Origin of the sequence: Legionella massiliensis (genome assembly GCF_000756815.1) — a bacterium.
GTDB lineage: Bacteria > Pseudomonadota > Gammaproteobacteria > Legionellales > Legionellaceae > Tatlockia > Tatlockia massiliensis.
Genome location: NZ_CCVW01000001.1, coordinates 266,842 through 280,833, shown reverse-complemented (window position 1 = coordinate 280,833; position 13,992 = coordinate 266,842). Strand labels below are relative to the sequence as shown.

Genomic DNA, 13,992 nt, shown 5'->3' with positions numbered 1-13,992 from the left:
ATGTATTACCTCAGTACACGTAATCAGGCTGGCCTGCATAGTTTATCTGCTGCACTTAAAATGGGTTTGGCTAGTGATGGCGGTTTATTTGTGCCAGAACATCTTCCCCAAGTTGACTCTTCGCTGCTTGCTGCCGATTTAGCCTACCCTGAATTCGCTTGCAAGTTGTTGCAGCCCTTTTTTAAGGCGGATCGGCTTGCTGAGTCTTTAGCTGATTATTGCAAACGTGCTTTCCATTTTCCTGTTCCCTTAAAAACGCTTGATACTAATTCCTTTGTGTTAGAACTTTTTCACGGACCAACGTCCTCATTTAAGGATTTTGGCGCACATTTTTTAGCGGAATGCCTAAACAGCCTGGCCGATTGTAAAAGAACAATCATGGTGGCTACTTCTGGAGATACAGGTTCTGCGGTGGCCAGTGCTTTTTATCGTAAACAGAATTATCGTGCGGTTATTTTGTACCCCGATGGGCAGGTTTCTGCGAAACAAGAAAAACAGATGACTTGTTGGGATGAAAATATTTTTGCCTTTGCTGTGCAGGGCAATTTTGATCAATGTCAGCAACTGGTCAAATCAGCATTTAATGAGCCTTATTGGCGGCATTCAGCCGGTTTAAGCTCTGCCAACAGCATTAATATTGGTAGGCTTTTGCCGCAGCTAACCTACTATGCCTACACGGCGGTTGCTTTCTTTAGGCAATATCAGACTGCGCCTGGCTTTATTATTCCCAGTGGTAACCTAGGTAACGCTACAGCGGCCTATTGGGCAAAAGCAATGGGCTTTCCTATCCGGGAAATCGTGATGGCAACCAATGCCAACCGCGTCTTAGTTGATTATTTGCAAAATGAGCATTATCAAGCACAACCCAGCATCGCAACGCTTGCCAATGCGATGGACGTTGGAAATCCTAGCAATTTAGAGCGTCTCAATCATTTATTTGGCTCTTTTGCGGACTTTAAAAGAGAGGTGCAGGCCTTTAGTGTCGGTGACGAGTCAATTCGCCAGGCAATCAGCGAGACTTATACGCATTATGGCTATATCTGTTGTCCTCATACGGCTACTGCCTTAGCCATTCGCAAACAGTTAACTAAGCAGCAGCCCTGGGTCGTTGTGGCCACAGCAGACCCTAGTAAATTTGACGACATTATTGAGCCCATAATCAAGACGAAGGTTCCTATTGCGCCGCAATTGCAAAGGCTGCTAGATAGACCCAACAGGATACAACGGGTTAAAGCTGACCTTGGAAAGCTAAAAGAGTTATTAGCTATAACCTGTGGATAACTATGCGCAAAATTTAAATTGAAGTCAAAAATATAAACATGGATTTCATCAACCGATTGATATTTAACAAATGTTTTCTTATTTTCTTTGGTTTGTTTAATCCACAAGATCTGTTGATAAGTCTGTGGATTTGTATTTGAAGTCTTGAAAAAACCTGAACTTAGGGGGCTGCTCTTATTTATGCCATGCAAGAAAGGCTCATTGCTTAAACCGAGAGTCTTTTATATTATTTTGTTTTGTACGAGGCAAAAAATAGTAATAGGTCACCCCCGTCACCCAAGCATAGTCCGTCATCCTGAGCGTAGCGAAGGATCTCCGGGACTAGCACGGTGCTACATTCAGGAGCTCCTTCGCTACGCTCAGAATGACGGCAGGGGAGTGACCGATTGCAAAAAATAACAATGGCCATAACAAATTATGATTGATCATTTAGCAAGAATTTTCCTGCTCTTTAGCAGCGATTTAATTATTATCCCGCTGGTTGTCATCGGACTTATCTGGTTGAATCGCGAAACTTTTTATCATGCAACCTGTTTGATACTTTTTAGTATGTTAGTGAATGTTGCGTTGAAAAACACCTTTCAGATTCCTTTGTCACCTGCCCTTGGCAAGATTGGCTATGCCTTTCCAAGCGGGCACATGCAATTTGTAACGGTCTTGTATGCCTGGCTTGCTCTGAGGGTTAAGAATTTTTGGCTAACAATGGCAATAGTTATCGTACTGATAGGCGTTGCCTTAAGTCTTATACACTTTGGCTATCATAATCTCTATGACGTCGTAGCTGCTGTCTTTTTCGCAGTTATATTGATCGGCCTTTATTATTTGGCTGATCTTAGGTGGCAGGATTCTGTGCCTTGGTTGATTCTTCTGTTTGCCAGTCTGCTGCTAATCTATATTGTTTTGACTAGTGAGCAAATAGCCGCTCATGTATGGATGGCTTATTACGGGCTCTGGGGACTCATTAGTGCTGAAAAGATTGCCAATAGACGAGTGGTAGCCTTGTTAAGGTCGCACAAATTATTAGCGACCTTGCTTTGTTTTCTGGCAATTGCTTTGATTAGTACTTTTTTCCATGTTGTACTTGGACAAGGGAGCCCCGCTTACCTTTACCAATTACAATGGTTATTGATAGGTTTTGTGTTACCCTGCGTGAATTTCTGCACAACGGGACTAATCAATCGGTTCACCAGAGTAAGGCAAACCGGTCCATAATATATAATCGAGGGCTAAGTAGTTAGTGTTTATTTATGGATTTTTCACTTAATTTATTAATTATTATCGCTGATCAATTAATGCTGTTTATTATCAATATGTTGGTAGCTAGACAAGCAGGAGAAGAGTTATTCGGTGACTTTACAGTTGCTACTAATGCCTTATTCTTAGTTGCAACCTTTATTACCTTTGGTATTGATTCAATTATTGCCTATTACGTCCCCAAATTTTACGTCAAGAAAAAGTATGAAGAAATTGTAGGATTGACTTCATCGCTAAGAATTTTTTTACAGCCTATTTATAAGACGCTCGCTATCGGCGGAATCCTTCTTAGTATAGCGATTATGGCACTTAGTGTGATTCTAGCGGATGTTGATATGTTTGAAATTAGTCATCCCTTTTTTCTATTTGCCTGGGGGGCGGTAGTACTGTCCGTGTATACGATTTATATTCAATTCTTCCGTGCCGTTAATCATATGCGAACGGCGATAGTATTAAGCCTACTGCAGACTTTTTCCTATTTTATTTTAAGTTTATTCACTTATTTTTATCTTTATCGAGTGATGTTCCATGATAATCCGCATTACTTCCCTCATGTGATGCTCATTGGATTTATTATTAGCTACGTGATTATTGTCTTGGTTTCTCTTTTTCTTGAAAGAAAAAGTGACTTGCAGCAAATGTATAAGGACACGGTTCCTAGCGAAGTGAATTTTTATAAATGGCAAGACAAAATCTATGGTTATACCCTGCAAAATTTGAATAAATATAATTTTACAGCGATCCCACTTTTTGTGATTGAATGGTTAGGGCCTGATGAACAATCTGTAGGCTTATTTTCAGCGGTCGTTTCTATTATTTCTCTGGCCTATATTGCTATTGGCCCCATTGGTATTTTGATTAGCCCAGATATCTCCGCAGCCTATGCGCAAAGCCGAGAAGTCTTGAGAAAAACGATGGTAAAGTACCTTTCGATTCTTACACTAATAGCGCTTGTTATTATTGTGGTTATTGCTCTCTTTGCAGAACAGATATTATTGCTTTATCAATCAAATTTTATCCTTGCCTTACCCTATACTCATCTTTGCTTAATTAATATTTTGACTTATGCAATCTCAATGCCCTTATCAAGAATGATTCAATTTTCAAAGAATGGCAGCCAGACAGGCGCTAGATTAACCGTATCATTATTGTTTTCTCAGTTTCTAGCCTGTCTTATTTTAATTCCATGGCTAGGTTTGCAAGGCGCAATCACCTGTTATGTCGGTATTAATATTGTTTACAATCTGGCAATGATAGTTATGGCAATATATATTTATCGCAATGAGCCTTTTGAGAATGAGGATCTGTAGTATGTCACCCCTCATCCGCCCTTCGGGCACCTTCTCCCCAGAGGGGCGAAGGGAACAATCGCCGGATGAGGGTTCTTATTAGGAGCTTTGTACTAAAAGTTCCTTAGCATGCGAACGTGTTTGTTCTGTGATAATCAATCCCCCCAGCATCCTAGCGATCTCATCAATTTTTTCAATCTGAGACAAGGCGACGATACGTGAAAAGGTTTGCTCATTGTCAGAATGTTTTTCAACAACAAAATGATTATGGGCACAAGAAGCGACCTGGGGCTGATGGGTTACGCAGAAAACCTGCAAACGTTCGCCCAATCTACGTAGTAGCTGGCCTACTAATGCTGCAGTCGGACCTCCTATGCCAACGTCAACCTCATCAAAGAGTAGGGTGGGTGTCGAACCTCGTTGTGCTGTAATCATTTGAATCGCAAGGCTGATACGGGATAATTCACCGCCAGATGCGATCTTTGCTAAGGTGTCAGGAGTAGAGCCTGGGTTTGTGCAGACCAGATACTCTATCTTATCGAGACCATGGGCTTGCATTTTTTCCAGGGGACTTATTTCAATTTCAACCCGTCCCTTAGGCATACCCAGTTTACGAATACTTTCGGTGATTTCATGGGCTAGTTTTTTCGCATGCTCCTGGCGTGATGCCCTAAGTTTCAAGGCTGCAAGCTCAAAGGATTGGCATTCTTTCTTATAGCGTTCTTCCAGTTCACTAAGCTTGGATTCTGCATACTCTAAATTATGCAATTCCTGCTCTAGGTTTTCTGCATGGGCGGCTAACTGGTTAGCATCAATATGGTATTTGCGAGCGGCCTGATGCAGGCTGCTAATCCGTGTTTCGACGTCTTGCAAACGTTCAGGGTCTAGCTGAACTTGTTCAGAAAAGCTTTGCATCTCATCGAGGGCTTCTTCGCATTGAATCAGAGCGCTATTAATTAGCTCATAGGCATTCTTAATGGTGGCCTGTTCTTGGGGCAGGCCCTGCAAGGCTTGTAAAATTTGGCTAAGGCCTTGGCATATATTGGGCTCATCATCAGCATTTAGCAGATAAGTGATTTGCTGTGTTTGTTGCAGATAATCGCGAGCATGGTGCAATAATTGATGTTCTTCATGTAAATGCAGCATTTCATCTTGCTGTAGATTCAGTGCTGACAATTCATCAATTTGAAAACGAAGAAGCTCAATTTTATCATTTTGTTTATCGATATTTTGCAGCTTATCGATTTCTTGTTTGGTCTTTTGGCATTGTTTATACAGCTGGTTGACCTCATGCTCTAAGTCTACATGTCCAGCATAGGTGTCCAGCTGCTGCCGGTGAGTCGGATGTTGCATCAGGGTTTGATGTTGGTGCTGGCCATGGATATGAACCAGCATTTCACTGAGCTCTTTGACCTTCTGGAGTGGGAAGGGTTGACCATTGATATATGATTTTGAGCGTCCTTCGGCATAGAGTATGCGTCTCAGGATAATTTCACCACCCTCACATTGAATGTCATGCTGCAAAAGCCATTGCGCCGGTTCTGATTGCTCATCGAAGTGAAAACAGGCACTAAGGTCACATTTTTCCTCACCTGAACGAATTACCGTGGCGTCAGCCCGTCCTCCTAAGGCTAGCATTAGCGCATCAATCATGATTGATTTACCAGCCCCTGTTTCTCCGGTAAAGGCTGTCATGCCATTAGCAAAATCAAGGTCTAGTTGTTTAACAATCGCGAAATTTTCAATGCGTAAGTGGGTAAGCATAGCGTGTATTTATCCCTGGTGTTTGGATTCCCAGCCTAATTTGATCCTTAAGGTATCATAATAATGATAATTAAGTGGATGCAAGAGCCGAAGATGCCGAGCATTTTTCTTAATACTAACCAGTTGCCCGGGTTTTACCATGCGCGACTCGTGTCCATCACAGCTAACCTGCAAATTATTTTCATTAGACATGCTAATTTTCAGATCGATGTTTACCTCGCCATCTACAACCAGCGGACGCGAGCTTAGGCTATGGGAAAACATAGGCACCAGTACAATCGCGTTTAAATGGGGATGCATGATGGGACCTCCTGAAGACAAGGAGTAGGCCGTTGAGCCTGTGGGCGTGGAGAGAATCAGGCCATCGGAACGATAATGGCAGACGTATTGCTGATTAATAATTACATCAAACTCAATAAGATGTGTTTCTTCCCCTCGTCCCAGAACAACGTCATTAAGGGCATCACCTTCAAAATAGGTCGTAGTGCCGTCATGGATAGTGGTATGTAATAAAAACCGCTGTTCCTCTTGATATTTTCCGGCGAGAACTTCTGTCAGTTGTTCTTCAAGCTCGCTTGGTAAAATATCTGTTAAAAAACCAAGACGCCCACGATTTATACCAATAACAGGGACATTAACCTGTATAGACATTCTTGCAGCGGAAAGCAGACTGCCATCGCCACCAACAACGACGATAAGATCTTGCTCTGGATCCATTGCCGCGCGATTAAGAATTGGCAAATTGATATTAAAGCTGGCAGCGGTATCGATATCCAAATAGGCCTCTATTTTTTTATCATCTAAAAAATTGACCAGACGATAGAGGCTTTCCGTAACACCTTCGCTAGCACGATATTGCCGTGCATACAAAATAACGCGTTTAAACTTTTGTTTCATGGTCTATTAACCACCTAGTAATCGATTATGTTTCTTCTTTTAACCGCTTCAAAAGGGCTTCAGCAAAACCGTAACCCATTCGAGGGATATTGTAATCCACCATTTCTAAAATAACGATGTCGCTCTCTAATACGGCATTAAGGACACCCTTTTCAACCTGATCGATAGGATCAGGATCTTGATAAAGCAGAAGTTCGCCCGGCTTATGGTTAATATTGGTACGGTAATAACTCGATACGGTAATATTTGAATAGGCCTTAGCCTGATCAAGCGAGGTTATTATTTGATGCATAAAACTATCACCGACTATTAGCATTTTTGGCAGATAATCATTAGAAATGCTAGCTACCGGGGTTGGATAGGCAGTTTTCCCAATGAGGTTAACCCTGCCTTTGACATTCATAAGCAAATACCCGTCTTTATCTATCAGCTCAACCGCTTTGTAAGTTGGGGTTCCACAATGAAGTGTTGGGGCATTGGCAAAGGTTGTTCGCATCTCAGTAAATAACTGTTTCGCAATTACACAGCCAGCATAATAATTCCAATGCACTCCTGAGCGAGCGTGGGTTTCTATTCCTTTGTTTTTATTAACTTCACGCAATATTGGGGCGCTATCTATTACATTGACCCCATGCTCTTTTAAGACGCTACCAAGGCGGAGGGCTTTTTCGTGGAGATTGTCATCTAGGAGAAAGCGCTTGCCAACGCCATCCAGATAAACATAGGGCTTTGAGCCGGCAATGATAACCTCAAAATGCTTTCCCTTTGCTGTCAGCAGGCTTTGAATTTCCGCTAACTTAAGGGCAAGTTCATTATAAGTCTTTGATAATTCCTCGCGGTTAATATATTCATTATTTAAGTGGGCTACAGAAAGTCCGAAATATAAGCCATGCTCTTTGGTTGAAAAGATGTCTTGGCGTGGATGCTGCGCAAAGAGACGGAAGAACACATCATTGTAGCGCCTTATAATCCATGCCCTAAAGCCAAGATCCTGATTGACGACCTCTTCGAGGTGAGGTTGCAATTGTTTATCGAACCAACCTGTTAAGAGCTTCTCAGGCTTGGCTGTATGGATTTCTGTATAACCAAAGAGTTCTTTCCCTGGGGTAAAATGAAAAAAATAGCCTAAGCCAGGCAGGCTAAGTAGGATGACAAATATTATCGCAAAGCTGCGCGTTAAAAAATTTTGTTTATTATTCATAAGTTAAAATCTAAAGTAGAGAAACGCTGTATAACCTGCACTCAGCATCCCCATCGTCGCTATCAGTAAAAGTGCCACTGTGCTGATAAATAAGAGGGAGAGTTGCTTTGTCCCATCAAGCGTCATCGTTTCGCTCCATGCAGAGCTAATCCAGTTAGGCCGTTTAAAGAGCTTAGCTGGTACTTGAAAAAATACGATAACAGCACCAACAAATAAAAGAAATAAATCGTGATTTCCTAACAAAAGCCCCCAGGCATGGACGGCAGATTTCAGTTGCGAAAGCCCCAGCATAACTTTCATGAAATCAATAGCATAGCTTAGGGTTGGTGCCCTAAACAGCACCCAACCGAACAGAACAATCAGCATGGTCAGCGAAAACTTTAAAACAGAGGGAATAAAGTTGTGCAAATTGGGAAAGGCTTCCGAGCAATATTTTTCAACGCAGAGAAAGAAGCCATAATAGGCGCCCCAGGCTACAAAGGTCCAGCTTGCACCGTGCCAAAGGCCGGAAATAAGGAAAACAATCCATAGGTTGATAAAGGCGCGTGATTTGGAGGTTCTATTTCCACCTAGGGGAATATAGAGATATTGGCGCATCCAACTGGATAAACTGATATGCCAGCGTCGCCAGAATTCGGTAATGCTTTTAGAAATATAGGGGCGGTTAAAATTCTCAGGAAATCTGAAGCCCATCATACAGCCTAGGCCGATGGCCATATCTGAATAACCGGAAAAGTCAAAATAGATTTGTAGCATATAGGAAAAAGCGCCAGCCCAGGCACAGCCGAGGGAAAGCTCATTGGTAGGCAAGGCAAAAATGCGGTCAGCAACCAGTCCCAATTGATCTGCAATTAATATCTTTTTAGCGAAACCAATGCAAAAGCGAAAGCATCCTACTAAGAACACGGAGCTTGTGTAACTTCGTTGATGAATTTGTGAACCAATGTCGTGGTAGCGAATGATTGGCCCAGCAATCAGCTGTGGGAAGAGGAAAATATAGAGAGCGCAATCGTAGAAATTCCTTGGCGGAACTGCGCGCCCTTTATAGCTGTCTACTAAGTAGCTAATTTTATGAAAGGTAATAAAGGAAATACCTAGGAGCAAGGGCCCTGTACCTTCCGGAATCTGCCCGCTATATAGATGCAGAGGTAAGAGAATATCTCTAAGAATAAAGGTGGTGTATTTGAAGCTGACTAAAATAGCGACATTGACCAAAATACCGATAAATAACAGTAGCTTCTTTTTTGGCTGGGAAAGCTTGGAAGCTTCAGAAACTGCTTTTGAAAGCTGATAGTCAAAAAATACAAAGGCCAGTAGAAAGAACACGTAAACTGGCTCACCCCATGAGAAAAAGAGTATGGAGCCAAGCAGCGCAACAGAATTTCGTGCTTGCCCTTTCGCTGGTGCTAGATAATAAGCAGAAATAAAAAGCGGTAAGAAAAAAAATAAGAATATTGGGGTTGTAAATAACATAATTGATTTTTTCCAAGAAGGTTAGCTTATTCCTATTAAAACCGCCGTTGAATCTGTAACGAGGTGCGAATGGATCGCTAATGTAATAAAAATCACGCTATTTGTCGATAAATTTATTAGACCCCCTTGCTTGTAACTTGAAATATGCTTCGTTAGACTGATGATTCACCAGGGGTGCTTTGATTCAACAATCAAAGCTGAGAAAAACCCTTAGAACCTGCACTGGGTAATGCCTGCGGAGGGAGAGTGAGCTTCAAAGGTTCAGATCCCTCTGCATCTTGCTCTCCTTGTTTTTAAAGCGGAGCGCATTAAATACCTAGCGTTTTATTCGCTAAGTTGATGCTCAGGTTTCAATTTTGTGATTGAGGAAAAATGTGCGCGTAGCTATTCTACGTAAGCATTTTTCTGATTGAGCAAAATTGAAAGATGAGTATCAGATTGGATGAATAAAACGCTAGGTATTTAATCCGCTCCGCTAAGTTTGGGGAGTTTAGCAGTGAAATTATTCGCTTTAATTCAGAAAAATCCGTCTGTTTTTTCCAAAATTTATACCTGCCGTTTCAATCGCAAGCTCTATAAGGGCACTTTGTCAAAATCTGTTTTTAGATCCTATTTAGAGCAAGATGAATTGTATTTGTCTGATTATGGAAAGGCGCTTAATCTGGTTAGCTCACGCTTGGTTAATCAACGACATGCACAAATTTTCCGTGATTTTGCGAAGGGAACTATTCAGCTAGAAAAGGATATTCATGCTAAATACCTGAAAAAATTGGCACCAGATTCCTTTTTTAGTACTGAGCGCCGACCCAAAGAAAAAATTCCGGTTATTGCTGAATATACAAAACATCTTTTAGATAACGCTGAATTTGCGCCAATAGAAGAAGCTGTGGCTAGCTTGGTTCCCTGTTTTTGGATTTATAAGGAATTGGGGATACAAATGGATTTATCTAAGTGTGAACCAGGCCATCCCTATCGTGAATGGATTGCGACTTATGCTGATGAGCAATTTAGAGAGTCTACACAGACTATGATGGAAATAGCTGATGAGCTGAATGTAGAGATTCTTTGCCCCGATAGGCGAAGTAGTATTGCAAGACAATTTTGGTTATCAGTAGATTTCGAATACCGTTTTTTTGAGGAAATTCTTAATCCCTTGCCAGTTGCCGATTTGCCTTTTGAGGTTTCTGTTGAGCAGAGGATGTGAGTTTTTGTAGGGTTTCTAAATCTCGAATTTCCGTGGCTTGACCCATAGGTATCTACACAAGTGTCTGTAATTGAACGCCCTGTCCCCCAACGCCACGACATCTTGAGCGCAGCGAAGGATCTCTGTGATTAGCATGGTGCCACATTCAGGAGATCCTTCGCTGCGCTCAAGATGACGTAGTGTTGAGGAGGGACATGACCTATTACAGACACTTGTGTAGATACTTATGGGCTTGACCACGGGATCTATGCGGCTTGCACCATTGTTAGACCCCGCGGTCTATGCCGCAGGGATTCGAGAGCTATAATCCGTCTAGACCGCCAGATATTACTTAATCCTCACTGGCAGCAGCACGAGACTCCCGCTTACGATCAGACTCTTTCAGCGATTTTTTGCGAATGCGAATTGATTGTGGTGTAACCTCAACTAGCTCATCGTCGTCAATAAACTCCAAAGCCTGTTCAAGCGATAGCCTCACAGGTGGGGTCAGAATGATGTTTTCATCTGTACCAGACGCTCGGATGTTGGTTAATTGTTTCTCTTTGGTCACATTGACAACCAGGTCATTATCACGCGCGTGGATACCGACGATCATTCCTTCATAGCAGGGAACTTGTGGGTCGATAAACAGGCGTCCGCGCTCTTGCAAATTAAACAAAGCAAAGCCTCGGGCTGTTCCGGCGCAATTTGCAATTAACACGCCGTTTGAGCGCTTACCAATACGTCCCTTAACCGCAGGGCCATAATGATCATAGACATGATAATTTAAGCCTGTTCCTGAGGTTGCTGATAAAAACTCGGTGTGAAAGCCAATTAAGCCGCGAGTAGGAATGATGTAATCCAGGCGCACACGTCCTTTTCCATCTGGGAGCATGTTTTGTAATTCACCGCGACGCTCACCCAATTTTTCCATAATGGAGCCTTGGTGGTTTTCTTCCACATCGACAGTTAAACGCTCATAAGGCTCAAGAAGTTCGTCGTTTTCTTCGCGCATGATAACTTCTGGTTTGCAAATCGCTAATTCAAAACCCTCACGGCGCATGGTTTCAATGAGAATAGACAGATGCAGTTCACCCCGTCCTGAAACGCGGAATTTATCCGGATCTTCCGTGTCTTCTACGCGCAGGGCAACGTTATGCAATAATTCAGTTTGTAAACGCTCACGAATTTTGCGGCTGGTAACGAATTTACCGTCTTGTCCGGCAAAGGGAGAATCATTCACCTGGAAGGTCATGCTGATTGTAGGTTCGTCAACAGTCAATGGAGGTAAGGCTTCTACAGTATTCGGGTCGCAAATTGTGTCAGAAATATTGAGCTGCTCTATACCAGTAATAGCAATGATATCACCAGCACTGGCTTCTTCGACCTCGACACGCTCTAGTCCTTTGAAGCCCAGAATTTGCAAGAGGCGACCGCTACGAATATTGCCATCTTTATCAATAATTTTAACGGCAGATTTAGCCTTGATATGGCCACGAGTTACACGGCCAATTCCGATGGTTCCAACATAAGACGAATAATCCAGGGAACTGATTTGCATTTGGAAGGGACCTTCTTCATCAACCTCGGGTGGGGCAACTCGATCAATGATTGTCTGTAGTAAGGCACTCATGTCTGAGGCCTCTTCTTCTAAATCCAGCTTAGCATAGCCATTTAAAGCAGAGGCATAAACAACAGGGAAATCGAGCTGCTCATCAGTTGCACCTAAATTATCAAAAAGATCAAAAACTTGATCCATGACCCAATGTGCACGCGCGCCGGGACGATCGATTTTATTAATCACCACGATTGGCTTTAAGCCCCGGGCAAAGGCCTTCTGGGTAACAAAGCGAGTTTGTGGCATGGGACCATCTACCGCATCAACCAGCAAGAGGACAGAGTCTACCATCGACAAGATACGTTCAACTTCACCGCCAAAATCAGCATGGCCAGGGGTATCAACAATATTAATTTGATGGTCTTTCCAGTGCACGCAGGTATTTTTTGCAAGAATGGTAATGCCGCGTTCTTTCTCAAGTGCATTGGAATCCATTACACGCTCAACCTTGGGAGCACGCTCATTGAGGGTACCGGTTTGCTGAAGTAATTTGTCTACTAAAGTGGTTTTACCATGATCGACGTGAGCGATGATGGCGATATTTCTAATTTTCTCAATCATAAATGACCTATGTTGTGCGATAAAGCGGCGTGCTGCAAGAACTCAAATTGAGCAAAAGCAGAGCATTTGTTCATGGATTCGCCATTATACATGGATTGACTAATAAATCCTATCCAGGCTCTGCAAGTTCTCTTAACGGACTCTAATTATCTCGAATTCCCGCGGTTTGACCGCGGGATCTAGTGGGAAGCTTAATGGGTTGCAAGTGGCAGGCACATAAAAAAAGTCATGGCATAAAATACGGCCTTTTTTAAGTTACGTCGTTCTTTAAGAACGATTGTCATCATTGTCAGAGCAATAACTCCAGGATAGGTAACTTCCAGAATCGGTGCCAGAAATGCTGCGATCCCTTTAAAATCGAGAAGCGAAACAATAAAAGAGACTCCGGTTGTACCCAGCAAGAAGAGATAAAATTTATCTTCTTTTACCTTGAAGGTAGAACAAAGATAACGAGCGTACAGGTTATTTAAGGCAACAGCAGTGGTTAAGCAGGAAAAGAACATCGCAACTCCGATAAATAGAGTCGCATAGTTACCCATCGCATTGGCCGCAATAGATGGCAACATCAACTCCGGCGCTGTATTAGTCAATAAAGCAGAGTAATGCGAACCTAAAAAGACAAAGCCAAAATAAATCAAGGCAAGTAAGGAGGCTCCTAAGATACTTGGCTTGATGGCAAAACGGAGAACCTCTTTAGTAGTAGCTTCTGGCATCTGTTGCTGGATTTGGCTAAAGATCAGGGCGGAAAAGAAAAAGGCAGCAAAGAGATCCATGGTTTGATAACCTGTGGTAAAACCACCCATAAAGGCATGACTAGCTGAGGTTGTCGTTGACGCTTCAGGTGCATTAATCGCTGCGATAATAATCATAATTGCCAGCGTAATCAGCAGAATCGGACTCATCCATTTACCTAAAATTTTTATCATGACCTTGTCATTGAGACAAAAGAAAAAGGTAACGATGCAGAAAAAAAGGCTAAAGTAGACTAATTTAATTTCTGGCATTAGATAGCTAAGACTACCGTAGGCTACGGTAATGCAACGAGGGACAACCCCAAAAGATCCAAGTAAGGAAAGCATAATCAAGGGTAAAACAATACCCGCAAATTTACCTGCACCGGCAAAAAAAGCGTTGTAATTGCCTTGGTAGAGCTTAATCACAAAAAGCCCCATCAGCGGCAAGAAAATGCCGGTAAGTAATAAGCCAGCGAAACCTAGAAACCAGTTATCACCAGCAGCCTGGCCTATTTGAATTGGAAAAACCAGATTGCCAGAACCAAAAAACATCGCGAAAATTGCGAAACCGTAGATCAGAATGGATTTGTATTGTTGCATAGCCTTTTCCCATTTTTTATTTGGTGGGTGGTAGAAAAACGAATTGTGTGTGGGATATTAGATGGCCGCGGGGGCCACAAGGACTAGTACAATTGAAAAAACGACAGGCTTAAGCCCGGGGTTTCCGGCCTCCAAGA

The 13,992-nt window shown here is 42.5% G+C and carries 10 protein-coding genes and 1 riboswitch; of the genes, 4 read left to right on the top strand and 6 right to left on the bottom strand.

All coding sequences use genetic code 11. The features are described from left to right. From thrC to BN1094_RS01205, 3 genes are all read left to right on the top strand, one after another. Nucleotides 1–1,281, top strand: coding sequence for a threonine synthase (gene thrC, locus BN1094_RS01215; RefSeq protein ID WP_043872603.1), 1,281 nt, complete (start codon nucleotides 1–3; stop codon nucleotides 1,279–1,281). A gap of 417 nt (nucleotides 1,282–1,698) precedes the next feature. Further along, nucleotides 1,699–2,493 carry a phosphatase PAP2 family protein gene (locus tag BN1094_RS18640; protein ID WP_052403066.1) on the top strand — a complete coding sequence of 265 codons (795 nt, stop codon included), beginning with the start codon at nucleotides 1,699–1,701 and terminating at the stop codon, nucleotides 2,491–2,493. A 35-nt stretch (nucleotides 2,494–2,528) separates the two neighbouring features. Further along, nucleotides 2,529–3,845, top strand: coding sequence for an MATE family efflux transporter (locus BN1094_RS01205; RefSeq protein WP_043872602.1), 1,317 nt, complete (start codon nucleotides 2,529–2,531; stop codon nucleotides 3,843–3,845). 78 nt (nucleotides 3,846–3,923) lie between these two features. Here the strand turns inward: BN1094_RS01205 and recN are convergent, their stop codons facing one another. From recN to BN1094_RS01185, 4 genes are read right to left on the bottom strand one after another with little or no spacing between them, the layout of a single operon-like run. Then, nucleotides 3,924–5,588 carry a DNA repair protein RecN gene (gene recN, locus BN1094_RS01200; protein WP_043872601.1) on the bottom strand — a complete coding sequence of 555 codons (1,665 nt, stop codon included), beginning with the start codon at nucleotides 5,586–5,588 and terminating at the stop codon, nucleotides 3,924–3,926. A gap of 9 nt (nucleotides 5,589–5,597) precedes the next feature. Next, complete coding sequence (locus BN1094_RS01195) at nucleotides 5,598–6,485, bottom strand: NAD(+) kinase (protein ID WP_043872600.1); 888 nt, start codon at nucleotides 6,483–6,485, stop codon at nucleotides 5,598–5,600. Between the two features lie 25 nt (nucleotides 6,486–6,510). Then, nucleotides 6,511–7,686, bottom strand: a complete 1,176-nt coding sequence (locus BN1094_RS01190) for an alginate O-acetyltransferase AlgX-related protein (RefSeq protein ID WP_043872599.1) — start codon at nucleotides 7,684–7,686, stop codon at nucleotides 6,511–6,513. Nucleotides 7,687–7,689: 3 nt separating this feature from the next. Next, nucleotides 7,690–9,159 carry an MBOAT family O-acyltransferase gene (locus tag BN1094_RS01185; protein WP_043872598.1) on the bottom strand — a complete coding sequence of 490 codons (1,470 nt, stop codon included), beginning with the start codon at nucleotides 9,157–9,159 and terminating at the stop codon, nucleotides 7,690–7,692. 160 nt (nucleotides 9,160–9,319) lie between these two features. Beyond that, nucleotides 9,320–9,421, top strand: a riboswitch (TPP riboswitch). Nucleotides 9,422–9,655: 234 nt separating this feature from the next. On the opposite strand from BN1094_RS01185, the gene BN1094_RS01180 reads away from it, so the two are divergent. Further along, entirely contained in the window at nucleotides 9,656–10,363 is a 708-nt protein-coding gene (locus BN1094_RS01180; protein ID WP_052403065.1) for a TenA family protein, read from the top strand. 331 nt (nucleotides 10,364–10,694) lie between these two features. Here the strand turns inward: BN1094_RS01180 and typA are convergent, their stop codons facing one another. Then, nucleotides 10,695–12,521, bottom strand: coding sequence for a translational GTPase TypA (gene typA, locus BN1094_RS01175; protein WP_043872597.1), 1,827 nt, complete (start codon nucleotides 12,519–12,521; stop codon nucleotides 10,695–10,697). Between the two features lie 191 nt (nucleotides 12,522–12,712). Then, nucleotides 12,713–13,855 carry a branched-chain amino acid transport system II carrier protein gene (locus tag BN1094_RS01170; RefSeq protein ID WP_052403064.1) on the bottom strand — a complete coding sequence of 381 codons (1,143 nt, stop codon included), beginning with the start codon at nucleotides 13,853–13,855 and terminating at the stop codon, nucleotides 12,713–12,715. Nucleotides 13,856–13,992 lie beyond the last annotated feature (137 nt).